Raw genomic sequence first — 22,575 nt, 5'->3', positions numbered from 1 at the left:
CTGAGTAGAAACGTACTTTAACGGGAAGGTCAGGTGATTCGATGCTGCCTACTTCTTCTACACCATCAACCAAATTAGAAGCGCAAAAATTTATATGGAATTAATGACCACGCCACTTCCGCTTGGCTATCAGCTTGTACAAAACCTTGGGGTCATATCCGTGACTACGCCGATCCAGATTACTCAAAAGGGGATAATTCAGTCCATCGTTGAGCGGAATCGGAACGAGTGGTCGGAAGCATATGATGCTTTCATGGCGGCGGCCCCTAGCGGTACTACGATCATTTTCGGCATGCAGGTCGCCACTGCGGCTGTCGTGCTCGGTACTCGCGCATTCCTGTCTGTCACCATGACTGGGACAGCCGCTATTCACGAGCTTGAAGGGGGCTAGGTGTTGGCTGACATCTTCGCGACAGGCGCGTAGAATTAAAGTCACACCACTGAGGTATCAGCTATGCGGAAATCATTGATTGATTCTATAGGGCGAGCCACAGCCTCCAAATTGATGGAGGATGCCGTTTTGCAAGCTATTGAGGAAAATCGAGAGCTTGGCCTGGCTGATAACGCACAACAGGTCCAACTGGTAAGCGGCACATTGTGCATAGTTAAAGCTGGTAGAGGCGTTCCTTTGGTTGCACGCGGTGCTGTACCGTCAGCGCCTCGAAATCTGAGCAAACAAGTTCCTATCGCATGAATGAACTCGAACCAAGGATGGTAGTAATTGCTGGGCCAAATGGATCCGGCAAAAGTACTGTTACGAGTGGTCTCGCACAGTCTGATAAGTTCCCAGCGCAGTATATCAATGCTGACGATATAGCTAAATTTGAGCTCTCGAATATTTCTGATGCCCTTGACCGCAATCGTCAGGCCGCAGCGCTGGCTGAGGAGAGGAGAAAGGGGGCATTGGAGTCGGGAGCGGCTTTTGCTTTTGAGACGGTCCTTTCCACACCAGGAAAGCTTGCTCTGTTTGACGAGGCGAGGGACAAAGGCTTTAGTGTGGATTTAATTTTCATTACTACCGCTCATCCCTCCATAAACGTTGACAGGGTTAACCTTAGGGTTGCAAAGGGTGGACACCCCGTAACCACCGATAAAATCATCGATCGCTACGAGCGTGCTATGCAGCTCCTGCCCAGCGCTATTCAGAAGTCAGACAGCGCCGAGGTCTACGATAATACTTCGAGCACGCACGGTCCCGTGCTGGTCGCTATGAAGAGCGAAGATCACCTTGACTATGACGACAGAGGTTTGCCCTGGGTAACTGAGCGGTTGGCTAAACCATTTGCCGAGAGAGCAAAGTCCCGCAATCATCTCGCCGGTCTGGTGAGTAACGAATTAATCATCGACGCTCATGTTGGTAACCTAAACACCTACGAGGGTGTCGTGGTGGGAGTAACTGCCGCTCATGTATTACAAAGAACTCAAGGTAACAAGTTGATCCTTCATGATTTGGCCATTTGCGCACCGCACTTAGTCTTCTTCGCAGGGCAACACGTTACAGTGTCCTACGCTTTTGGAGCCGATGGCAAACATCTGCCATCAAAGCCTAATGACCGGCCTCGAAGCCCCCGCCCTTGATTTCCTCCCAACCATCGGATGTCAGTATGAAAACGCTGACGCCTTGCGGCACCACGGATAGAGGAAATCTGACATGGCCACCTACCGAATTGATGACAAGCACGACATAACCCTTCGACCGGCTGAGCGGATTGCCAAGGCGCTATACCGTTGCGAGGGTCTGTTGGGGCTGACTGATGGGTCGCTTACGAACTCCCGATTTCTCGGCGAGGGCAAGACCGCAAGCCAGGCTGAAAACTCGGCGCGCACCAAAGCTAGATTTGCTGTTGCTGCAGGCCAGATTGAGTACGTAAAGGCTGATGACTCTGGTGATTGAAGTGAGGGTGGCCCCATGAAAGTCAAGGAACTGATCAGCAAGCTGAAGAAGATGGATCCGGACGCTGAAGTTATCATTCAGGATCACGACCACACCGAGGACGAAATGGCAGGTCCGGTAGAGTCTGTAACTGTCTCGGATAGTGCGGTTCTTATTGACCGGATGGGCGGTCCTGTCGTCGCCTTGAATTGATAGAGGAAAGCGCGACCATGGACACGCCGCAAATCACTGTTTTTATGGTCATGGCAACTGGTATCAAACATGACCACCGCCCGTTCCAAACCGTCCACCACTCGATCTCGCTGCGTTCTTAACCATCGATCTCGCCATTACGGATGGCCATCCTGATGGCTTGTGCCGTCGTCGTCACGCCCAGACGTCGGCGCGCTGAGCGCAGGTGATTTTCAACCGTACGCTCCGACAAACCGAGAGTTGCTGCAATATCCGCTTGCCGTCTTCCGGCAGCCGTCCATTCCATGACTTCGCGCTCACGCGGGGAAAGGCTTCTTAATGCTTCGTTCAGTGGCGCCTCAAGCAGCTGCCGAGCTGCGAAAAAAGCGGCCGTCGCAACTAGGCTGAGTCCCAAGCGAACCCGCGCGCTTCCATCCACCGGTTCCCCCCCCAAGCTCATCGCGCCTTCAAGCCCTTGCGGGCCGAAAACTGGCACTTGTAACCCCTGAATCCCTGGGTCACCTGGAGAACGAATCACGCAGTAGCGCTCTTCTCCCTTGACCTGCTTTTTCTGCCAGAAGAAGGATTGCCGAGCATTCAGAAGGTGGCGAGTCACCGGACAATGTCGAACATAAGTCTCGGCATCAACCGTTTGACCGTTATCGAACCAATTGCCTTCGACCCAGTAGATATGCTCAACCACTTCTTCACTTGCCGTCGATGCAGAAAACAGCACGAATCGATCATAGCCGTAGGGTGTGGCGAACCCCCTGACGGCTTTCTTGATTGATTCAAGCGTGCGCGCCGACTCTATCTCCAGAGTAGCTCGCATCGCTGTTTCGGCCGGCCATTCGCTCAATCCGATGCGACCTCTTTCAATAATGCTTGAGCTGCCAACTTGCCCAGATTATTGCCTGCCAATGGGCTGTCGCCGGTCAGCAGCTTGCGGTCTTGGAGCGTTGCACCTGAAATATCCTGATTGACGATCTCAACTCCCAGGGCTTTCAATTGCTCACCAAATTCCCAGGTCAGATGCCCAGGCATATAACCGATGTCGGGCGTCTTTGCGTCGATACTGTCTGGAAATGCGCAGATCTTGTAGCCGTTGAAAATGTAGGAGTTCCTCGACTCGCCAATGCCCGCCGCGAGCATTGCTGCTGGGCCGTGACATAGGGAAATCACAAATTTGTCGTTGGTGATTGCCCAATGCAGAGCCGCTTTCACGTCGACACTCTCCGGCAATCCAATCAGCGCGCCGTGACCGCCAGGTATGAAAACGCCGATGTAATCCGAATCCTGGCCCAGCGCCTTCTCAACCACCTCGCGTAACTTCAAAGGTTTTTTGAACTGCTCACGGTATTTGGCGTAGAAATCCTTTACCTCAGTATCTTCGCTGGGCATGGCCCAGAATTCGAATTTCACTGGATTGCCTGAAAGGGTCGCAACGTCGAACGCGAAACCGGCTTTGTCGAGGTGATACATGGGCAACAACGTCTCGACCGGGTGATTGCCCGTGGAAAACATTGTTCCGTTGTCGGTCAGTAAATAGCGCTCATCAGCCCCGATCAGCAAAATCTTCCAGCGGCCACCTTTGTATGGATTAGCGTAATCCGCATCACTCAGATCAGATTTTGGCGAGGTAAATTGGCTAAGCGAATATGGGGAGGGGAAGAAGGCATTGTCCTCTGCCTGATCCGGAGTGGGACGCTTGTCGTCACTCTGCACGGTAGTCATGGTTATCTCCTACTAATGGGCCGATTGCCGAGGTCAATGCTAGTAGCCTGACGCAGGCCCAGCAATGAGGGTTTTCCCTCAAAGAAATTTTCCGCCCACATACCGTGGTAGATCGGCAGCTTTTGGCCGCTGTTACCTAAACCTTTCACTTTTTCCGCGCTGCACACACCTCAATACTTCACCCTGAACGTGGGTGAGTCCTCTGGCCGGTTCTGCCGGCGATCGTAGATCCGCGTCGTGCTGATATTGGCGTGGCCCAGCCAGATGCGCCCGATCGCGCTTGCCTTTGAGCGTGTCCGGATCTGGCGCATCGAGCAGGGCCTTGGCTTGGTGATCACCGAGCGCCGGCGCTTTTCCTTCATTGGTCTCGATACGGGGTCGTTTGACACCATGCACCGGATTGCCGCCGGTGACCGCATTACTGTTGAGACGGTGGTCATAGAGGCTGGCCAGCGCCGCCAGTTTGCGGCGGATGGTTGCGCCGGCCAGACACCGGCGCTCCAGATCGGCGCGCCAGGCCGGCACGTGCGCCCGGGTTACCGAGCGAAATTCGTCTGCAGTCGCCAAGCCTACGAAACGACAGAAGTCCTCAAGGTCGCCCTGGTACGCTCGCCGAGTACGCAAGTTGTCGATATTGGCGTACCACTCGACGGCTGCCGGCACTTCAGCCAGCGTCTGAAACTGTGCCGCCGTCAGCCGGCATTCATTGGGGGAGGGGGCTGATACACCGGCGCCGGTGGCTTGCGTATATCCTTCATCGAATGCCCGGTCCTGCAGGACGACCTGCCGCATGTTCGCTGGCCACCCAAGCCCAGTATTCGCGGATGGAGAGGTCCACCTCCGATTCGGGTACCAGGTGCTGCCAACGCAGTTGTTCTTGTTCCTGGTCACCCGTGCGGATATCGCGTTTGATTTCTACGCCGGCAGCGGCGAAACGCCGGCGCGCCTTGCTCCAAAATCCCACGGAGGTTCCTACTTCGTGCAGCGGCACCAAGGGCACCTGGTGAATGCACCACAGACGCCATAGTGTCGCAGTCGCCACGCCACGTCCCTGGTACTCGCCGTCAATGGTCAGGTCGTATATGTACACCCGATCGTTGAGCGGATTGATGCCGAATTCAACTGTTCCCATGCGCTGGCCGTCGACCTCGATGCCCGCGACAAACTCGGTACCAGGAAACGCAAAACACCCGCGAGTGGACTCAGTACGTTCGATCACCACACTGGTGTTCGTACAGAGAGCATCCAAAGTTTGGGCGTTGCGTACCTGACGGGAATTAAGAATCCGGTCGAAAGCTGACATGCCGCCTCCTGTTGTTCAAAGCTAACGATAACGGGTTATCTGTTAAATAGGCCCCCTGACTTTCCGACGGTCCGGGGGCCTTTTTATGGCCGCAGATTCTTGTTCATTGCGAACGACAGCTATCGACCCATAGCTGCCCTTCATATAAGGCAGCTTGCGGCCAGGAGAAACTGTCCAAGAGCTGGTTCCGCACAGGAGATTCGTTCGAGCGTTGGTCGGGGCTTGGTTACTCGCGCGTCAGGCCAAACAGACCACCTTTCCGCAGTGGCAGACAGTCTAGCTAAACGCCTTCAATCAACGGCATTACAGTGAGCCGGTACTGTGTATTCGTTCAAGCACCTATGAGTATCCGGGCGCAAATGCATCAGTGCTTAATGCGCTTCAACTCGGTAATTGCCAAGTAAATCGTTGGTCCATCGGACGAAGAAGGTGCTCGATAACAACCCACTGCTTTCAAGTGTTGAACCGCAAAGGCAGCAAGCTCCCAGGCCATGGATTCATCCTCGATAGGAAACGCTTCTTCGTCGCCAAACAATTCAAAGCCCGTAATGGCTTGTAGCTCCTTGAGCGGCGACGCCCTCTCGCGAAGTGCATCAGGCACGGAGGGGTTACTCCAAGCCCATTTCCAGCTTGACTGCTTCGGTACAAAGGAGCCGATATTGATAATCAGCGCTCGAACGACCTCCCTGTCCAGCTCATCGAAAAAACTGAGAGCGGCGGTCTCCTGATTAAGCCACCAACGTGAGATACCACCCAAACCATACTTTTGCTGTAATGCTTCCTGCTTGCTCATCAACGCGGCCATGGCCGTTTCAAGCAGCACCTCAAAATTGTCTTCCGACATCAAGTCTTCCTTGTTGATTGACGCCGGTACGCGCCTTTGAGCCCGGACATCCTTAGGTGATATGAGAGCGGTTTCTGCCTCATTGGATCCTCTGCTTTCTGGCCCGTAGGCATAACCGACACCTATCTGCCATACCCAGTCACCTGATTTACTGCGCGAGCGACACGATCCATTTAAGGGCAGTCAAAGTCATTAGCACCCCGATAAGTTTCGTAATCGCCAATCCGGCCTTAATGGAAACCATCTGTTTTTCGTGACGAGTCATTGCACCAAAAGGTGGAATTGAATCTGCGCTTTGGCCGGTCTTTTTCCACTCCATCTCTCGGGTGTATCCGATACTCATGAAAACATAGAGAATCACAGTCACGCCCAAACATTTCAGGAGATCATGCACTGAGACAGATTCATCTGCCGTACCAAAAACATAACAAACCGCAGCCACTCCCCAAAGGCATACGCCAAACCACGTGAGTGTTTTTCTAGCCCGTGGCGATGCTTTTAGGTTCTCAGCCAAACTGAAGGGACAAAACAAGCCGTCTCTTTGAAATCGGTCTTCAAGTGACACAACGTAGCCTGAGAGAAACGCCAAAAAACCCAAGAATATGAGCATAACCAGCATGTCTTTGAGTCCGTCCTTGCCATATTGTCGTTTGTGTTGAAATTTCTAATTTACCCAAACCATTCAGTCGCGACGAAAAGCAGTCTCTAGGTTCCGATAAAATCCTGCCGGACAGGATAATAAATGGACTTCGTACCAGATATCGGCCGTTTTGGGTCGGTGGCGCCAACTCTCTAGTCTGATGACCTCAGGATGGTTTCGTCTTCATCATGAAATCACAAGGTTCGCAGGACGCAGGCTCTTTGGAATGGGCGTTAGTGAGCCAGAGAAGCGATCAGGAAAGCAGGAAACGAAAAGATATTATGGAAACATCAGACGTCAAGCTCGCCCGGGTAACGCGCACCGATATCGACGAGCTCCTACACGCGAATCGGGAAAGCCGGGACTACCACGGCCGCTGGGTACAGCCGTTCACAACCGCCACAGGTTTCGAGGAGTGGTACTCCGCTCAAATCACAGGCGCGAGTGTTGGCCTACTGGCTCGCGATACAGAATCGGGTCAGATCGTTGGAGTGACCAACCTAAGCCAGATTTTCTATAAAGGATTTCAGAACGCGTATCTCAGCTATTGGGGCATGGTCTCGTTTGCCGGGACGGGAAGGATGTCACAGGCGGTGGAACTGACGACGAGGTATGCCTTTGAGGAGCTGGGTCTTCACCGTCTCGAGGCCAATATTCAACCTGAAAATGTGCGTTCAATCGCGCTGGTCAAGCGTCTCGGATTTCGGAAAGAGGGGTTCTCCCCGAAATACCTGCAGATCGCCGGGGTCTGGTGCGATCACGAGCGCTGGGCACTTCTGGCCGATGAGCGTTAATCAGCGAGCAGCGCCGTTTAACATCTAAGCTGACTGCCCAATGATCTGCTTCAGCCCTTCCCTTTCAACTCCGCCAACTTCTGCATCACGCCCGCAGCCGTCTGTTCGCCCATCAACTGCTCACGCACTTTGCCCTTGTCGTCAATGATGTAGGTCACCGGCAGGGCTTCGCTTTTCGGCAGGTCATATTGTTCGGCCGGGTCTTGGGCCAGCACGGTGAAGGTGATGCCCAGCGCTTTGCTGGCGCTCTTCAGGTCTTCGCCCTGGAGGTTGTCGAAATTGACGCCGAACACGCTGACGTTCTGCCCTTTCACCTGCTCGGACAGCGTGTTGAGTTCGGGGATTTCGGTCCGGCAAGGGCCGCACCATTCGGCCCAGTAATTGACCACCAGCCAGTGCTTGTCGACGCGGCTGCTGGCGACTTTCTCGCCATTCTGATCCGTGCCCAGGTCCACGCCGCACCCGCTGAGCAACAGACTTCCAATCAGTGCTGCCGCCGCTGCCAATCGCCTTGCCATGATGCTGTTTCCTTCTAGGTGCTCTTTCTTTCCAGATGCACGCTGCGCCGATTGCGCATCGCTCGCCGCGTGTTACCGGTCGTTACCGTGACGCAGGTAGAATAGCCGCCACCTCAGGCAAGATGCGACCCGCAAATGACCGATCTCACGCTTTATCACAACCCGCGTTGCACCAAATCCCGCGGCACGCTGGCATTGCTTGAAGCCCGCGGCCTGACGCCGACCATCATTCATTACCTCGAGACCCCGCCCGACGCCGCGCAACTGCGCGACCTGCTGGGCAAGCTCGGCATCGGTGCTCGCGGACTGCTGCGCACCGGTGAGGACGAGTACAAAACCCTGAACCTGGCCGACACCAGCCTGAGCGACGAGCAGCTGATCGCCGCCATGGCGGCCCATCCCAAGTTGATCGAGCGCCCCATTCTCGTCGTCGGCGACAAGGCGGTGATTGGCCGTCCGCCGGAAAACATTCTGGAGATCCTGCCGTGAGCGCGCCCTATATTCTGGTTCTGTTTTACAGCCGTAACGGCGCAACCGCGGAGATGGCGCGACAGATCGCCCGTGGTGTCGAGATGACCGGCATGGAAGCGCGTCTGCGCACGGTGCCTGCAGTGTCCACTGACTGCGAAGCCGTGGCGCCGAGCATTCCGGAGGCCGGCGCCTTGTACGCCACTTTGGACGATCTGAAAAACTGTTCGGGCCTGGCCTTGGGCAGCCCGACCCGCTTCGGCAACATGGCCGCGCCGCTGAAGTATTTTCTCGACGGCACCAGCAACCTGTGGCTGACCGGCGCACTGGTGGGCAAACCCGCCAGCGTGTTCACCTCCACTGCCAGCCTGCATGGCGGGCAGGAAACCACGCTGTTGTCGATGCTGTTGCCCCTGCTGCACCACGGCATGCTGATCAGCGGCCTGCCCTACAGCGAAGCGGCACTGATCGAAACCCGTGGCGGCGGCACGCCTTATGGCGCCAGTCATCACGCCGGTGCCGACGGCAAGCGCGCGCTGGATGAGCACGAGACCACGTTGTGCCGTTCGCTCGGTCAGCGGCTGGCGAAAACCGCACTGTTGCTCGATCCGCCCAAGGGCTAAAAACCAAGGCGTTGCTCGCGCACGATTGCTGGAACCCCTTGCTCAAACCGGGTCAAACACAGAGCCCCTGCCGGGGTTCTGCGTCAGCGCTCGGAAATGCGCTACGTCAGCGATCGCGCACATGAATTTTGTTTTGGAGAGGGCATGCAAGATTACAAATGGCTCCATGAATACTGTCTTAACCGCTTTGGTTCCGTCGCCGCCCTTGAGGCGCATCTGCCGACCCCCGCCACGACTAAAAAACTCAAAGCCCTCAGCGACGACCGTTACCTGTCGACCATGGCGCTGCGGGTCTTTCGTGCGGGCTTGAAGCACAGCCTGGTGGACGCTAAATGGCCGGCCTTCGAGCAGGCCTTCTTCGGCTTCGATCCGGAAAAAGTCACGCTGATGGGCGGCGATCACTTGGAACGCCTGATGCAGGACGCGAGGATCATCCGTCATCTGGGCAAGCTCAAGAGCGTGCCGCGCAACGCCCAGTTGATCCTCGACATCGCCCACGAACACGGCAGCTTCGGCAATTTCATCGCGGAATGGCCGGTGACCGATATCGTCGGGCTGTGGCGTTACCTGTTCAAGCACGGCAATCAGATGGGCGGGCTGTCATCGCCGCGCTTCCTGCGCATGGTCGGCAAGGACACCTTCATCCCCAGCCATGACGTGGTCGCTGCGCTCAACGCGCAGAAGATCGTCGACCGCGTGCCCAGCAGCCAGCGTGATCAGGCGGCGGTGCAAGCGGCGTTCAATCAGTGGCATGCCGAGAGTGGACGGCCGATGTGTCAGCTGTCGATGATGCTGTCTTACACCGCCAACCATTGATCGTTTCTCCGGCGGAGTGAAAAGACACAGCGCGTAACAAATCGGACGTCGTATACAATATTCGCCGTCCCCTACTGCTGAGTCATTCGCGTGCCTTTTCTTCTTCCAGACGCTCCCAACCTCGGTGTCGCGCCCTCCGCGTCCGAGGTGATTGCCAAGTACCTGCGCGAGTCGATCATCTCCGGCCAGTTCGCCGAGGACGAGCCGATTCGTCAGGACGACATCGCCCGCGTGTTCAACGTCAGCAAGATCCCCGTGCGCGAAGCGCTCAAGCGTCTGGAGGCCGAAGGGCTGGTGCAGTTTCAGCGCAACAAGGGTGCTGTCGTCACGCGGATTTCCGAGCCGGAGCTGGCGCAGATTTTTGAAGTACGGGTGCTGCTGGAAGTGCAAGCCATCCGCCTCGCCGTGCCACGAATGACCGCTGCACAGCTGGATCGGGCCCGGGCCATCTGTGACGAATTCATGCGCGACGACGACATCGGGCGCTGGGCCGAGCTGAACTGGGCGTTCCACACCTGCCTGTATGAGGCGGCGCAACGGCCGTTTTTGCTGAACATGATTCGCTCGATCCACGACAAGGTTGAACGCTACCTGCGGGTGCAGATGAGCTTTGAAGAAGGCAAAGAGCGCGCCGACCTGGAGCACCGCGAGATCCTCAAGGCCTGTGCCGATCGTGACGTGGACAAGGCGGCCGAACTGATCGAGCACCACATCATCGGCGTCTGCCGAACCCTCTACGCCCACCTCCCCCACGCGGTGCTTAGCGAGATCTGATCGACTGGCGGCTGTGCCGATTTCGTCATTGCGGCGGTTGAAATCGGTCAAGACCCTGGGCGACGTACGCGCCACTCTATTGGCAATAGTGATGACGCCTTCCCGGCTGAAGCCGGTCCCACTAGGGACCGTCGTAGCCAGTTCCATCGGGTGCACGCGTTGCTTTTAGTGGGACCGGCTTTAGCCGGGAAGAGGCCAGCGTAAGCACCACAAAATTTGCAGTGTGACGACTGACGCCTTCCCGGCTGAAGCCGGTCCCACAAGGGATCGTCGTAGCCAGTGCCATCGGGTGTACGCAGTCCTATAGTGGGACCGGCTTTAGCCGGGAACAGGCCAGCGTTAACGCCTCAAAACTTGCAGTGTGACGACTCACGCTTTCCCGGCTGAAGCCGGTCCCACTAGAGATCGTTGTAGCCAGTTACATCGGATGTACGCAGCGCTTTTAGTGGGACCGGCTTTAGCCGGCAAGAGGCCAGCGTAAGCACCACAAAACTTGCAGCGTGGCGACCGACGTCTTCCCGGCTGAAGCCGGTCCTACAAGGGATCGTCGAAGCCAGTTACATCGGGTGCACGCAGCGCGTTTAGTGGGACCGGCTTTAGCCGGGAAGAGGCCAGCGTTGACATCATAAAACTTGCAGTGTGACGACTGACGCTTTCCCGGCTGAAGCCGGTCCTACAAGGGATCGTCGAAGCCAGTTCCATTGGGTGTACGCAGTCCCATCAGGGATCGTCGTAGCCAGTTCCAGACTCAGTCCGACAGGGGAATACATGAAACGCATCCAGATCCTCGATTCTCATACCGGCGGCGAGCCGACGCGGCTGGTGCTCGACGGGTTCCCCGATCTTGGGCGGGGCAGCATGGCCGAGCGGCGTCAGTTGCTGGCTGAGCAGTTCGATGACTGGCGGGCGGCGACGGTGCTTGAACCCCGCGGCAGCGATGTGCTGGTCGGCGCGCTGTTGTGCGAGCCGGTCGATCCCGAATCCTGCGCCGGGGTGATCTTTTTCAACAACAGCTGCTATCTGGGCATGTGCGGCCACGGCACCATCGGGCTGGTGGTGTCGCTGGCGCATCTGGGCAAGATCGGCCCCGGCGTGCACCGCATCGAAACCCCGGTAGGCACGGTTCAGGCCACGCTGCACGACGACCGCTCGGTCAGCGTCGACAACGTGCCCTCGTACCGCTACCGCAAAGATTTCGTCATCGAGGTGCCCGAACTGGGCAGCGTGACCGGCGACATCGCCTGGGGCGGCAACTGGTTTTTCCTGATCGCCGACCACGGCCTGAGCGTCGCCGCCGACAACCTCGACGCCCTCACCGATTACACCTGGAAGGTCCGGCAGGCGCTGGAAAGCCAGGGTATTCGCGGCGAAGACGGAGGCGTCATCGACCACATCGAGCTGTTCGCCGATGACTATCACGCCGACAGCCGCAACTTTGTGCTCTGTCCCGGCAAAGCCTACGACCGCTCGCCCTGCGGCACCGGCACCAGCGCCAAACTGGCGTGCCTGGCGGCAGACGGCACACTTCAACCCGGCACCCTTTGGCAGCAGGCCAGCGTGATCGGCAGTCAGTTCGAAGGCCATTTCGTCTGGGAGCACGGCGAGCGGCAGGCGGGCGACCGCATCGTGCCGACCATTCGTGGCCGCGCTTACATCAGCGCCGAAGCCACTTTGTTGCTGGACGACGAAGACCCTTTCGCCTGGGGCATTCGCTCATGACCGAGGCGCCCACGCTGCGAGGCCATGCCGCTGATGTGATCGTCATCGGCGGCGGCATCGTCGGCGCGGCATGCGCGGATGAGCTGGCGTCTCAGGGTTTGCACGTGCTGGTGCTGGATTGTCATCGCCCAGCCGCGACCGCTGCGGGGATGGGTCACTTGGTTGTTCTCGATCACAGTGCTGCCGAGCTGGCGCTGGGGGAATATTCCGTCAGGGCCTGGCGCGAACTGGCGCCGCAGATGCCGGACGACTGCGCGATGCGCACCAACGGCACCCTGTGGCTGGCCTGCAACGAAGAAGAAATGGAAGAAGCCGAGCGCAAACAGGCCGCGCTGAGCGAATACGGTCTGGCCTGCGAGTTGCTGTCCGGCGCCGAACTGGCAAAGGCTGAGCCGTCGTTGCGATCCGGCCTGCTCGGCGCCTTGAAGGTCAGCGGCGACGGCATTCTTTACGCGCCCAACGCCGCGCGCTGGCTGTTGCAGCGCCAGTCTTCCCGAGTGGTTCAGCGTCAGGCCGAAGTCGTGGAGGTCCAGGGCAACCGTGTCCGGCTGGCGAATGGTGAGTGGCTGCAAGCCCCCGCCGTCGTGCTGGCCAGCGGCATCTACGCCCGCGAGCTGTGCCCTGACCTGCCGCTGCAGGCGAAGAAAGGCCACCTGTTGATCACCGACCGTTACCCCGCGCAGATCACCCATACGCTGGTCGAATTGGGTTACGTCACCAGCGCCCACAAGGGCAACGGCCCGTCGGTGGCGTTCAATGCGCAGCAGCGCCCGACCGGCCAATTGTTCATCGGCTCATCGCGGCAGTTCGACAACCATAATCCAGAGGTCGACGCGGCCATGCTCGGGCGAATGCTGCGCCGGGCGATGGATTTCCTCCCAGGCCTCGGCGACATGAACGGCCTTCGCAGTTGGACCGGCTTTCGTTCCGCCAGCCCCGACGGTCAGCCGCTGATCGGCCAGCACCCGCATCAGCCCGGCCTGTGGCTGGCGGTCGGGCACGAAGGCCTCGGCGTCACCACGGCAACCGGCACCGCCCGCCTGCTCGCCGCGCAAATGCTGCGCACACCGCCGCCCCTCGCCGTTGAACCGTATTTGCCCCATCGTTTTATCGGAGCCCGCGCCCATGCCTGAGTTGAGCATCGACGGTCAGCCTTTTTGCTTCGCCCAAGGCACCACGGTGGCCGCCGCGCTGATGTCCAGCGGTGATCGTTGCAGCCGCACGTCGGTCAGCGGCCAGCGTCGCGCGCCCTTGTGCGGCATGGGGATTTGCCAGGAGTGCCGGGTGAGCATCGACGGCCTGCGCCGATTGGCCTGCCAGACGATCTGCCGCGACGGCATGCGCGTCGAGACTCAGCCATGACTGAGCATGTCGATCTGCTGATCACCGGCGCAGGTCCGGCCGGCATGGCGGCGGCCCTGGCTGCGGTGCCTTACGGGCTGAGCATCGCCCTGCTCGACGACAACCCGCTGCCGGGCGGGCAGATCTGGCGCGACGGCCCGAACGCTGAGGTGCCGAAACAGGCTCACGATATGCGCGGGCAGTTGCAGGGTTTCAGCAACGTTCGCCTGCACAGCGGCTGCAAGGTGGTCGCGCTGGCGGGGCCGAAGCGCTTGCTGCTGGAAGACGCCGAGCGCGGCTGGGTGTTGAGTTACGACAAACTGATTCTGTGCACTGGCGCACGGGAGCTGCTGCTGCCCTTCCCCGGCTGGACCCTGCCGGGCGTCACCGGCGCAGGCGGCTTGCAGGCGCTGATCAAATGCGGCCTGCAGGTGACAGACGAACGCGTTGTGATTGCCGGGACTGGCCCGCTGTTGCTGGCATCGTCGGCGACCGCGCAAAAACACGGCGCCGAGGTTGTGCGCGTTGCCGAGCAGGCGCCTTTGAGCGCCGTCGCCGGTTTCGGCGCCGGGCTGTGGCGCTGGCCGAACAAGGCGATCCAGGCGATTACGCTGGCCAGTGCCGCCTATCGAACGTCGGCCCATGTGCTGGCGGCGCTGGGCACGGATCGGCTGGAGGGCGTGCGCATTCAGGTGGGTGCCAAAGTCGAAGAGTTGGCCTGTGAGCGTCTGGCCTGTGGCTTCGGTCTGGTGCCCAACGTCGAGATCGGCCGGGCGCTCGGCTGTACTGTTCAGAATCAGGCCATCGTGGTGGATGAGTGGCAGGCGACGCGTCTGCCCGATCACTTCGCAGCGGGTGAATGTACCGGTTTCGGCGGCAGCGAATTGGCACTGGTCGAAGGCCGTATTGCCGGGCTGGTGGCGGTCGGTGAACGGGATAAGGCGCGAGGCTTGTGGGCTGAGCGGCAGCGCTGGCAGGGTTTTGCGGATCGGTTGAACACGGCGTTCCGCCTCAATCCTGCGCTGAAACACCTGGCGATGCCGGAAACACTGGTCTGCCGTTGCGAGGACGTGGGTTACGCGGACCTGGCGGAACATGGCAGCTGGACCGGGGCCAAACTCGCCACCCGCTGCGGGATGGGCGCGTGTCAGGGGCGGATCTGTGGGACGGCGGCGCAGACGTTGTTCGGCTGGGACCCTCCGTTGTTGCGTCCGCCGTTCAGCCCGGCGCGGATCTCGACGCTGGCGTGTCTGGACGAGGGGGCCCCTGTTTAAAGCGCCTGATTTATTAAATTGCGTGAGTGAACGGGGTGGCGCTCCACATTGCTCACAAAGACGGTGTTTAGAACGCGGAATATCCAGCGGATGTCTCGGCCCCTTCGCGAGCAAGCTCGCTCCCACAGTTTCTTCGTCTGCAGGGATCTCGGCACTCAGAGCGCTGTTCCAAGAGGACTGATTTATTGATACGGCGGCTCCAGTCGCCCCCCGACTAGCCGCCGCACCCAACATCCCGCATCATCGACCCATCTCCCGCCCGGCCGTCCTGCCCGTGAACACGATTGACCTCATCCCCGCAGCGCCCTTGCACGATCTCGAACAACTGCTCGCCAGCCTGGCGTTGGTCGCGCCGCTGTTCGATGCGATTCCGGGTGTCGTGTTCTTCGTCAAGGACGCCCAGGCGCGCTATGCGCTGGTCAACCAGACGCTGGTGCAGCGTTGTGGTTTCAAGGAGAAAAGCCAGATCGTCGGGCTGACCGCCGAGGAAGTGTTCCCCGCGCGCTTCGGGCCGTTGTACACCGCCCAGGACCGCCGCGTTCTGGCCGATGGCAGGCAACTGAGCGATCAACTGGAGTTGCACTTGTATTACGGCAATCAGCCGATCTGGTGCCTGACCCACAAGATCGCTCTGCGGGACCGTCAGGGCGCGATCATCGGCCTGGCCGGTATTTCACGGGATCTGCAAATCCTGCAGACGACCCACCCGGCGTATCAGAAGCTGGTCGAGGTCGACGCGTACATTCGCGAGCACTTCGCGCGGCCCATCACCCTTGAGCAACTGACGGCCATTGCCGGGCTGTCCATCGCCCAGCTGGAGCGGCACTGCAAACGCATCTTCCAGCTGACACCCCGGCAGATGATCCACAAGGCGCGGCTGGGTGAAGCGTCGCGATTGTTGCAGGAAGACCTGTCGATCACCGAGATCGCCCTGCGCTGCGGGTACACCGATCACAGCGCGTTCAGCCGCCAGTTCAAGGCGCTGACCGGGGCGTCGCCGAGTGAGTATCGGGATTCGCAACGGCGCATATGAATCCACCGCCATCCTCCCTGGATGATCGCGGTGCTTCTGTAGGACTGGCTTTAGCCGGGAAGAGGCCGGGGTGTGCACCGTTGATTTTGCAGTGTTCCGAATAACGCGTTCCCGGCTAAAGCCGGTCCTACGGTGATTGCAGTGCGGCGCAATCTGCATCTTTGCCGCACGGCAACGTGCATCAATGAAGCACGCCGCGCATTCCTGCTCCTTTATGTAACACCGCCCCACGCGTTTAAAACACTCATCTAAACCCCGGCCCGCTGATCCAGAGCCCTGCACGCCGTACTGGCAAAACAGGCACGCTGCGTGCATATCAAATATCGTATACGAAATTACTTATCCGGCCGTTTCCCCCTTTGCACGCACCGAGGCTTCTATGAAAAACCAAGCTGTCGCCGTCGCCCTCCTCGCCGTCATGAGCTCTTCATTTATCAACACCGCGCTGGCCGATAAGCTCGATGACATCATCGACTCCGGCAAACTGCGCTGCGCCGTGACTCTGGACTTCCCGCCGATGGGGTCCCGTGATGACAAGAACAACCCGGTCGGGTTTGACGTCGATTACTGCAACGACCTGGCGAAGGTGCTGGGCGTGACTGCCGAGGTGGTGGAAACGCCGTTTCCGGACCGCATTCCTGCGCTGGTTTCAGGGCGCGCTGACGTGATCGTGGCGTCGACCTCGGACACCCTGGAACGGGCGAAAACGGTGGCGATGACCATCCCGTATTTCGCCTTCCAGATGGTGGTGCTGACCCGCGACGACGCCGGCATCAACAGCTACGACGACCTCAAGGGCAAGGATGTCGGCAACACCAGCGGCACGTTCGAAGCGATCGCGCTGGAGAAGGATCAGAAGAAATGGGGCAGCGGCAGTTTCCGCGCGTACCAGACCCAGAACGACACCATCCTCGCCGTCGCCCAGGGCCACATCAAAGCGTCCGTGGTCACCAACACCGTCGCCGCCGCCTCGATCAAATCCGGCAAATACAAAGGCCTGAAGATTGCCGGTAACGCGCCCTACACCATCGACTACGTTTCTCTTGCGGCCAAGCGTAACGAGTACGGGCTGATCCATTACCTGAACCTGTTTGTGAACCAGCAAGTGCGCTCGGGACGCTATGCCGAGCTGTATGAAAAGTGGGTGGGCGGCAAGCCGGTCGACCTGACCGTGCCGGGCGTCTATTACTGAGATTGCTTGATCGTTAATACGCCTCACGATGATCGTTCCCTCGCTCCGTGTGGGAATGCAGCCCCAGACGCTCTGTGTCAAAAAGTTCAACCCGGAGCGTCGCAAGCGGCGTTACCACGCGGAGCATGGGAACGATCACCGTCGGACGATCACCGCACGGAGCGTGGGAACGATCATCGGCGTCATCCCCAGAACCGGGTCATTCATTCAGGAGCCCACGATGTCTGAAGTCTCGTTGAACGGGCGCTGTCTCGTCTCCGGCAGCGCGCAGGGTGAATTGCTGTACGCCGACGTGGGCCTGAGTTTCTGGGGCGGGGTCGAGCCGTTTACCGGTGAAGTGATCGACCGCCATCACCCCCTCAGCGGCCGGTTCATCAACGGTCGCGTGCTGGCCATTCCCAGCGGGCGCGGCTCGTGCACCGGCAGCAGCGTGTTGCTGGAACTGATCCTCAACGGCCACGCCCCCGCCGCGCTGGTCTTTGAGCGCGTCGAAGACATCCTTACCCTCGGCGTGTTGATCGCCGAGCAGATGTTCGGCCATTCGATTCCGGTGATCAGCCTCGGCGAAGCGGGTTTTGCGGCGCTGCGGGACGTCGCTTTCGTGCGGGTCGAAGATGACCGCGTGAGCGGCTTTTCCAGCCCTCCGCCTCCACTTTTACGCGATCACCCACTTCAGGCGGACCGCCGCGCCATCAGCACCATCGCCCTGACCGAAACCGACCAGGGCTTTCTCGACGGCGCTTACGGCAAAGCCGCGCAGGTAGCGATGGGCATCATCCTGCGCATGGCCGAGCTGCAAGGCGCGACCGAACTGCTGGACATCACCCAGGCGCACATCGACGGCTGTATCTACACCGGCCCGGCCAGCCTGCGTTTCGCCCGGCAACTGGTGGCCTGGGGCGGCAAAGTCCGCGTGCCCACCACCCTCAATTCCATCTCCGTGGACAAGCGCCGCTGGCGCGAATTGGGCGTTGATCCGGCCCTCGGCGAGCCGGCCAGTCAGCTGGGCGATGCCTATCTGGAGATGGGCGCGCGGGTGAGTTTTACCTGCGCGCCGTACCTGCTGGACAGCGCCCCGGAGCTCGGCGAGCAAATCGTCTGGGCCGAATCCAACGCCGTGGTGTACGCCAACAGCGTGATCGGCGCGCGCACCCTGAAATACCCGGATTACCTCGACATCTGTATCGCCCTCACCGGCCGCGCGCCGAAGATCGGCTGCCACCTGACCCAACAACGGTTGGCGACCCTGCGCATCGACGTCCCTGCACTGGACGGCCTCGACGACAGTTTCTACCCGCTGCTCGGCTATCACGTCGGGCTGCTGTGCGGCGCCACGATCCCGGTAGTCTGCGGCCTCGAACACAAGGCGCCCACGCTGGATGACCTCAAGGCCTTCGGCGCGGCGTTCGCCACCACGTCCGCTGCGCCGATGTTTCATATCGCCGGCGTGACGCCCGAAGCCACCACCGCCGAACTGGCGCTGGACGGGCATGCGCCGGAGAAAACCCTGAGCGTCAGCCCGGCGGACCTGCTGCACAGCTGGCGCGAGCTAAACAGCGCGCAAACGCCGGAAGTGGACGCCGTGACGCTGGGCAATCCGCATTTTTCCCTGAGCGAATGCGCGACGCTGGCGCACCTGTGTGGCAGCCGGCGCAAGCATGACAACGTGGCGATCGTGATCACCTGCGGCCGCGCCACCCTGGAACGCGCGCAACAGGCCGGCTATGTCGAGACGCTCGAAAACTTCGGCGTGCAGTTCGTCACCGACACCTGCTGGTGCATGCTCGGCGAGCCGGTGATTCCGCCGACCGCGCGCAACCTGATGACCAACTCCGGCAAATACGCGCACTACGCTCCGGGGCTGGTGGGGCGTCGCGTGCATTTCGCCAGCCTGGGCGAGTGCGTCGACAGCGCGATCACCGGTGTCGCCAGCGGGCGCCTGCCAGCCTGGTTGATGGCGGCGCACCAGGCGGAGGTCAGCGCAGATGTTTGATTACAGCTTCCACTGGCGCGCGGCGTTCAAGGCCCTGCCCGACATGCTCAACGGCGCGTGGGTCACCTTCGAAACCGCCGCGCTGTCGATGATCCTCGGCGTCACCATCGCGCTGTTTCTGGTGTTCATGCGCCAGGGCAAAAACCGCCTGTTCCGGGGCTTCGCCGCCACCTGGATTTCCATCGCGCGCAACACGCCGTCGCTGTTTCAGGTGTACATCCTGTATTTCGGCCTGGGCTCGTTCGGCCTGCACATCAGTTCGTGGGCCGCGTTGCTCGCCGGCATCACGATCAACAACGCGGGCTATCTGGCGGAGAATTTCCGTGGCGGTCTGAAGGCTGTGCCCGACACCCAGTTGCGCGCCGCCCGTTCGCTGGGCATGAGCGCGCCCCAGGCGTACCGGCTGATCGTCATTCCGCAGTTGCTGCGCATTGTTTTCTATCCGCTGACCAACCAGATGGTGTGGGCCGTGCTGATGACCTCGATGGGGGTGATCGTCGGCCTCAACAACGACCTCACCGGCGTGACCCAGGACTACAACGTCAAGACCTTCCGCACCTTCGAATTCTTCGCCATTGCGGCGGTGCTCTATTACCTGATCGCCAAGCTGATCGTGGCCGTTGCCCGGCTGCTGTCCTGGCGGCTGTTCCGGTACTGAGGAGATGGGCATGTTCGAGAGCACGTTCACCTGGAACGACCTGCAATTCATGCTTCAGGGCGCCTGGGTCACGATTTTGCTGACCGTGGTGTCGATGATCATCGGCACGCTGGCCGGGGTGGTCTGCGGCATGGCCCGCGCCCTCCTGCCGCGCAGCACGATTCCGCTGGCATGGGTGCTGGACGTGTTCCGCAGCGTGCCGTTGCTGATTCAGTTCGTGCTGTTCAACGCGCTGAAAAGCATCGTCGGCCTGAACTGGAGCGCCTTCGCCGTGGCCTGCGTGGTGCTGGGGCTGTATGTCACCGCTTATTGCACAGAGATCGTGCGCAGCGGCGTGCTGTCGGTGCCGCTTACGTTGCGCCGCGCCAGCCGCTCCCTGGGCCTGACGTACTGGCAGGACTTGCGCCAGATCGTCATGCCGATGGCCACCCGCGTGGCGTTTCCCGGCTGGATCAACCTGCTGCTCGGGGTGATGAAAGACACCGCGCTGGTGATGTGGATCGGCATCGTCGAACTGCTGCGCGCCTCGCAAACCATCGTCACGCGCATTCAGGAGCCGCTGCTGGTGCTGTGCATCGCCGGCCTGATTTATTACGTCATGAGTCTGGTGGTCGCCCGGTTGGGCGCCCGGCTGGAAACGAGGTGGCAGGAAAATGATTGAGATTGACAACGTGCACAAGTCATTCGGCGAGCTTGAGGTCATCAAGGGCGTGAGCCTGAAGGTGAACAAGGGCGAAGTGGTGTCGATCATCGGCGGTTCGGGCTCGGGCAAGTCGACGCTGCTGATGTGCATCAACGGCCTGGAATCGATCAAGAGCGGCAGCATTCGCGTCGATGGCACCGAGGTTCACGCCAGGGGCACGGACATCAACAAGCTACGGCAGAAGATCGGCATCGTCTTTCAACAGTGGAACGCCTTTCCCCATCTGACAGTGCTGGAAAACGTCATGCTCGCCCCGCGCACCGTGCTGGGCAAAAGCAAGGCCGAAGCCGAAGCGCTGGCGGTCAAGCAACTGACCCATGTGGGCCTGGGCGACAAGCTCAAGGTGTTTCCCGGCAAGTTGTCGGGTGGGCAGCAACAGCGCATGGCGATAGCCCGGGCGCTGGCGATGTCGCCGGATTACATGCTGTTCGACGAAGCGACGTCGGCACTCGATCCGCAACTGGTCGGCGAGGTGCTGGACACCATGCGCATGCTGGCCGAGGACGGCATGACGATGATTCTGGTGACCCACGAAATCCGCTTCGCCCGGGACGTGTCCGACCGCGTGGCGTTTTTCCGCAACGGGCTGGTGCATGAGATCGGCACGCCGGATCAGGTGATCGGCAACCCGCAACGGCCGGAGACGGCGGATTTTTTGCGATCAATCAATTAGGGGGTTGGCTTGAAGAGGGCGTCCATGGAAGCCACCACCTGTAGGAGTGAGCTTGCTCGCGATGACTGCATTGCAGTCGCCAGAGAGGTTGCGACTGTACCGGCCCCTTCGTGAGCAAGCTCACTCCCACACGTCATCCAGCGTGAGTGAGATCGAAGGCTCGCCTCATTTTCTGATGAGCCCAAGCAAATCGATGAGTATTTTTTACAGGAGGGCCTTAGGTCATGCGCTCAACGAAAGTGATTCATGTGGTCAGTTGTCACGCCGAAGGTGAGGTGGGCGATGTGATTGTCGGCGGGGTTGCGCCGCCACCGGGAGACACGATCTGGGAGCAGTCGCGCTGGATCGAGAAGGACAACGTGCTGCGCAATTTCATGCTCAACGAGCCGCGCGGCGGGGTGTTCCGCCATGTCAATCTGCTGGTGCCGCCCAAGCACCCGAGAGCGCAGATGGGCTGGATCATCATGGAACCGGCCGACGTGCCGCCGATGTCTGGCTCCAATTCCCTGTGCGTGGCGACGGTACTGCTGGACAGCGGGATTCTGCCGATGACCGAGCCGGAAACCCGCCTGGTCCTGGAGGCGCCCGGCGGCCTGATTGAAGCGATTGCCCAGTGCCGCGACGGCAAGGTGACGAGCGTCGAGGTGCACAACCACCCGTCGTTCGCCGATCAGCTGGACGTGTGGATCGAGGTGCCGGGGCTGGGGTCGATTCAGGTGGATACCGCCTATGGCGGCGACAGTTTTGCCATCGTCGATTCGGTGAAGCTGGGCTTTGCGTTGACCGCTGATGAGGCGAAGGATCTGGTGGACACCGGCCTGAAAATCACCAAGGCCGCCAACGAGCAGCTGGGTTTCAGCCATCCGTTGAACAAGGACTGGAATCACATTTCGTTTTGCCAGATCGCAGCGCCGGTGAGTTTTGAAGGCGGCGTGGCCCATGCGGCCAACGCGGTGGTGATTCGTCCCGGCAAAATCGACCGCTCGCCGTGCGGCACCGGCTGTTCGGCACGGCTGGCGGTGTTGCATGCGAAGGGCCAGCTGAAGGTGGGCGACCGGTTTATCGGGCGTTCGATCATTGGCTCGGAGTTTCACTGCAGGATTCAGAGCGAGACCGAGGTGGCCGGGCGCAAGGCGATCATCCCGAGCCTGTCCGGGCGGGCGTGGATCACCGGCACGCACCAGCACATGCTTGATCCGAGCGATCCATGGCCGGAGGGGTACAAGTTGAGTGATACCTGGCCGGTGGGGTTGAAGTTGTAAATGCTGCGTCGGTTTGCGAATGATTGCACAGCCGATTTGGCTGGACGCATGCAAATCCTGTGGGAGCGAGCTTGCTCGCGAATGCGGTACGTCTGCGATGGATGTGGTGACAAATACACCGCATTCGCGAGCAAGCTCACTCCTACAG

Annotated in this window: 25 protein-coding genes and 1 pseudogene; 19 read left to right on the top strand and 7 right to left on the bottom strand. The window is 59.9% G+C overall.

Translation table 11 applies throughout. From position 1 onward, the window contains the following. Window positions 1-690 precede the first annotated feature (690 nt). The 3 genes from QMX88_RS16755 to QMX88_RS16745 all read left to right on the top strand — a co-directional run bounded on the left by QMX88_RS16755 (window position 691) and on the right by QMX88_RS16745 (window position 2,086). Window positions 691-1,578: a KfrB domain-containing protein gene (locus tag QMX88_RS16755; protein ID WP_282371279.1), complete on the top strand. Its 888-nt coding sequence runs from the start codon at window positions 691-693 to the stop codon at window positions 1,576-1,578. Window positions 1,579-1,651: 73 nt separating this feature from the next. Next, on the top strand, window positions 1,652-1,894 hold the full coding sequence (locus QMX88_RS16750; RefSeq protein WP_282371277.1) for a hypothetical protein: 243 nt from the start codon (window positions 1,652-1,654) through the stop codon (window positions 1,892-1,894). Window positions 1,895-1,909: 15 nt separating this feature from the next. After that, complete coding sequence (locus QMX88_RS16745; RefSeq protein WP_282371274.1) at window positions 1,910-2,086, top strand: hypothetical protein; 177 nt, start codon at window positions 1,910-1,912, stop codon at window positions 2,084-2,086. Between the two features lie 118 nt (window positions 2,087-2,204). On the opposite strand, the gene QMX88_RS16740 is transcribed toward QMX88_RS16745, so the two are convergent. The 6 genes and pseudogenes from QMX88_RS16740 to QMX88_RS16715 form a co-directional block, all read right to left on the bottom strand. Further along, window positions 2,205-2,924 (bottom strand): PA1136 family autoinducer-binding transcriptional regulator, encoded by a 720-nt coding sequence (locus tag QMX88_RS16740; protein ID WP_282371272.1) that lies wholly within the window; start codon window positions 2,922-2,924, stop codon window positions 2,205-2,207. After that, on the bottom strand, window positions 2,921-3,799 hold the full coding sequence (gene hchA / locus QMX88_RS16735) for a glyoxalase III HchA (protein WP_282371270.1): 879 nt from the start codon (window positions 3,797-3,799) through the stop codon (window positions 2,921-2,923). The genes QMX88_RS16740 and hchA overlap by 4 nt, the downstream gene beginning before the upstream one ends. 258 nt (window positions 3,800-4,057) lie before the next feature. Continuing rightward, a pseudogene (locus QMX88_RS16730) lies at window positions 4,058-4,495 on the bottom strand (tyrosine-type recombinase/integrase); the annotation flags it as partial. Window positions 4,496-4,553: 58 nt separating this feature from the next. Further along, a complete protein-coding gene (locus tag QMX88_RS16725) occupies window positions 4,554-5,102 on the bottom strand; it encodes a GNAT family N-acetyltransferase (RefSeq protein ID WP_282371268.1) in 549 nt (182 codons plus the stop codon). 364 nt (window positions 5,103-5,466) lie between these two features. Next, window positions 5,467-5,946: a DUF6882 domain-containing protein gene (locus QMX88_RS16720; RefSeq protein ID WP_282371266.1), complete on the bottom strand. Its 480-nt coding sequence runs from the start codon at window positions 5,944-5,946 to the stop codon at window positions 5,467-5,469. 148 nt (window positions 5,947-6,094) lie between these two features. Continuing rightward, a complete protein-coding gene (locus QMX88_RS16715; RefSeq protein WP_282371264.1) occupies window positions 6,095-6,565 on the bottom strand; it encodes a hypothetical protein in 471 nt (156 codons plus the stop codon). 209 nt (window positions 6,566-6,774) lie between these two features. On the opposite strand from QMX88_RS16715, the gene QMX88_RS16710 reads away from it, so the two are divergent. Continuing rightward, the gene (locus tag QMX88_RS16710) at window positions 6,775-7,380 is read left to right on the top strand and encodes a GNAT family N-acetyltransferase (protein WP_282371262.1); all 606 of its coding nucleotides are present in this window, start codon (window positions 6,775-6,777) and stop codon (window positions 7,378-7,380) included. A 50-nt stretch (window positions 7,381-7,430) separates the two neighbouring features. Here the strand turns inward: QMX88_RS16710 and QMX88_RS16705 are convergent, their stop codons facing one another. Further along, on the bottom strand, window positions 7,431-7,898 hold the full coding sequence (locus tag QMX88_RS16705) for a TlpA family protein disulfide reductase (RefSeq protein WP_122622240.1): 468 nt from the start codon (window positions 7,896-7,898) through the stop codon (window positions 7,431-7,433). A 135-nt stretch (window positions 7,899-8,033) separates the two neighbouring features. Between QMX88_RS16705 and arsC the strand changes: the two genes are divergently transcribed. The 15 genes from arsC to QMX88_RS16630 all read left to right on the top strand — a co-directional run bounded on the left by arsC (window position 8,034) and on the right by QMX88_RS16630 (window position 22,427). Further along, window positions 8,034-8,387: an arsenate reductase (glutaredoxin) gene (gene arsC / locus QMX88_RS16700; RefSeq protein WP_192172914.1), complete on the top strand. Its 354-nt coding sequence runs from the start codon at window positions 8,034-8,036 to the stop codon at window positions 8,385-8,387. Continuing rightward, window positions 8,384-8,989 carry an NAD(P)H:quinone oxidoreductase gene (gene wrbA, locus QMX88_RS16695; protein WP_282371258.1) on the top strand — a complete coding sequence of 202 codons (606 nt, stop codon included), beginning with the start codon at window positions 8,384-8,386 and terminating at the stop codon, window positions 8,987-8,989. The genes arsC and wrbA overlap by 4 nt, the downstream gene beginning before the upstream one ends. Window positions 8,990-9,133: 144 nt before the next feature. Next, entirely contained in the window at window positions 9,134-9,805 is a 672-nt protein-coding gene (locus tag QMX88_RS16690) for a DNA-3-methyladenine glycosylase I (protein WP_205487018.1), read from the top strand. A 90-nt stretch (window positions 9,806-9,895) separates the two neighbouring features. Then, the gene (locus tag QMX88_RS16685) at window positions 9,896-10,579 is read left to right on the top strand and encodes a GntR family transcriptional regulator (RefSeq protein ID WP_065992829.1); all 684 of its coding nucleotides are present in this window, start codon (window positions 9,896-9,898) and stop codon (window positions 10,577-10,579) included. Window positions 10,580-11,347: 768 nt separating this feature from the next. Next, window positions 11,348-12,298, top strand: a complete 951-nt coding sequence (locus tag QMX88_RS16680; protein WP_282371247.1) for a 4-hydroxyproline epimerase — start codon at window positions 11,348-11,350, stop codon at window positions 12,296-12,298. Further along, entirely contained in the window at window positions 12,295-13,431 is a 1,137-nt protein-coding gene (locus QMX88_RS16675) for an NAD(P)/FAD-dependent oxidoreductase (RefSeq protein WP_282371245.1), read from the top strand. The genes QMX88_RS16680 and QMX88_RS16675 overlap by 4 nt, the downstream gene beginning before the upstream one ends. Then, window positions 13,424-13,660: a (2Fe-2S)-binding protein gene (locus tag QMX88_RS16670; protein ID WP_282371243.1), complete on the top strand. Its 237-nt coding sequence runs from the start codon at window positions 13,424-13,426 to the stop codon at window positions 13,658-13,660. Before QMX88_RS16675 ends, QMX88_RS16670 begins: the two co-directional genes overlap by 8 nt. Further along, window positions 13,657-14,913 (top strand): NAD(P)/FAD-dependent oxidoreductase, encoded by a 1,257-nt coding sequence (locus QMX88_RS16665; RefSeq protein WP_282371241.1) that lies wholly within the window; start codon window positions 13,657-13,659, stop codon window positions 14,911-14,913. Before QMX88_RS16670 ends, QMX88_RS16665 begins: the two co-directional genes overlap by 4 nt. A 283-nt stretch (window positions 14,914-15,196) precedes the next feature. Further along, window positions 15,197-15,946, top strand: a complete 750-nt coding sequence (locus QMX88_RS16660) for an AraC family transcriptional regulator (protein ID WP_282371317.1) — start codon at window positions 15,197-15,199, stop codon at window positions 15,944-15,946. 379 nt (window positions 15,947-16,325) lie between these two features. Further along, window positions 16,326-17,138, top strand: a complete 813-nt coding sequence (locus tag QMX88_RS16655) for an ABC transporter substrate-binding protein (protein WP_192172921.1) — start codon at window positions 16,326-16,328, stop codon at window positions 17,136-17,138. 220 nt (window positions 17,139-17,358) lie between these two features. Continuing rightward, entirely contained in the window at window positions 17,359-19,131 is a 1,773-nt protein-coding gene (gene lhpI, locus QMX88_RS16650) for a cis-3-hydroxy-L-proline dehydratase (protein WP_282371238.1), read from the top strand. Next, window positions 19,124-19,789: an amino acid ABC transporter permease gene (locus QMX88_RS16645; RefSeq protein WP_282371236.1), complete on the top strand. Its 666-nt coding sequence runs from the start codon at window positions 19,124-19,126 to the stop codon at window positions 19,787-19,789. Before lhpI ends, QMX88_RS16645 begins: the two co-directional genes overlap by 8 nt. A gap of 10 nt (window positions 19,790-19,799) precedes the next feature. Further along, entirely contained in the window at window positions 19,800-20,450 is a 651-nt protein-coding gene (locus tag QMX88_RS16640) for an amino acid ABC transporter permease (RefSeq protein WP_282371234.1), read from the top strand. After that, complete coding sequence (locus QMX88_RS16635; RefSeq protein WP_282371232.1) at window positions 20,443-21,165, top strand: amino acid ABC transporter ATP-binding protein; 723 nt, start codon at window positions 20,443-20,445, stop codon at window positions 21,163-21,165. The genes QMX88_RS16640 and QMX88_RS16635 overlap by 8 nt, the downstream gene beginning before the upstream one ends. Before the next feature lie 224 nt (window positions 21,166-21,389). Next, a complete protein-coding gene (locus QMX88_RS16630) occupies window positions 21,390-22,427 on the top strand; it encodes a trans-3-hydroxy-L-proline dehydratase (RefSeq protein WP_282371231.1) in 1,038 nt (345 codons plus the stop codon). The last annotated feature ends 148 nt before the right edge of the window (window positions 22,428-22,575 follow it).

It is taken from the genome of Pseudomonas sp. PS02290, assembly GCF_029960075.1.
Lineage (GTDB): Bacteria > Pseudomonadota > Gammaproteobacteria > Pseudomonadales > Pseudomonadaceae > Aquipseudomonas.
Note: the sequence above shows the minus strand (reverse complement) of the source record. Positions and strands in the feature narration are given on the sequence as shown.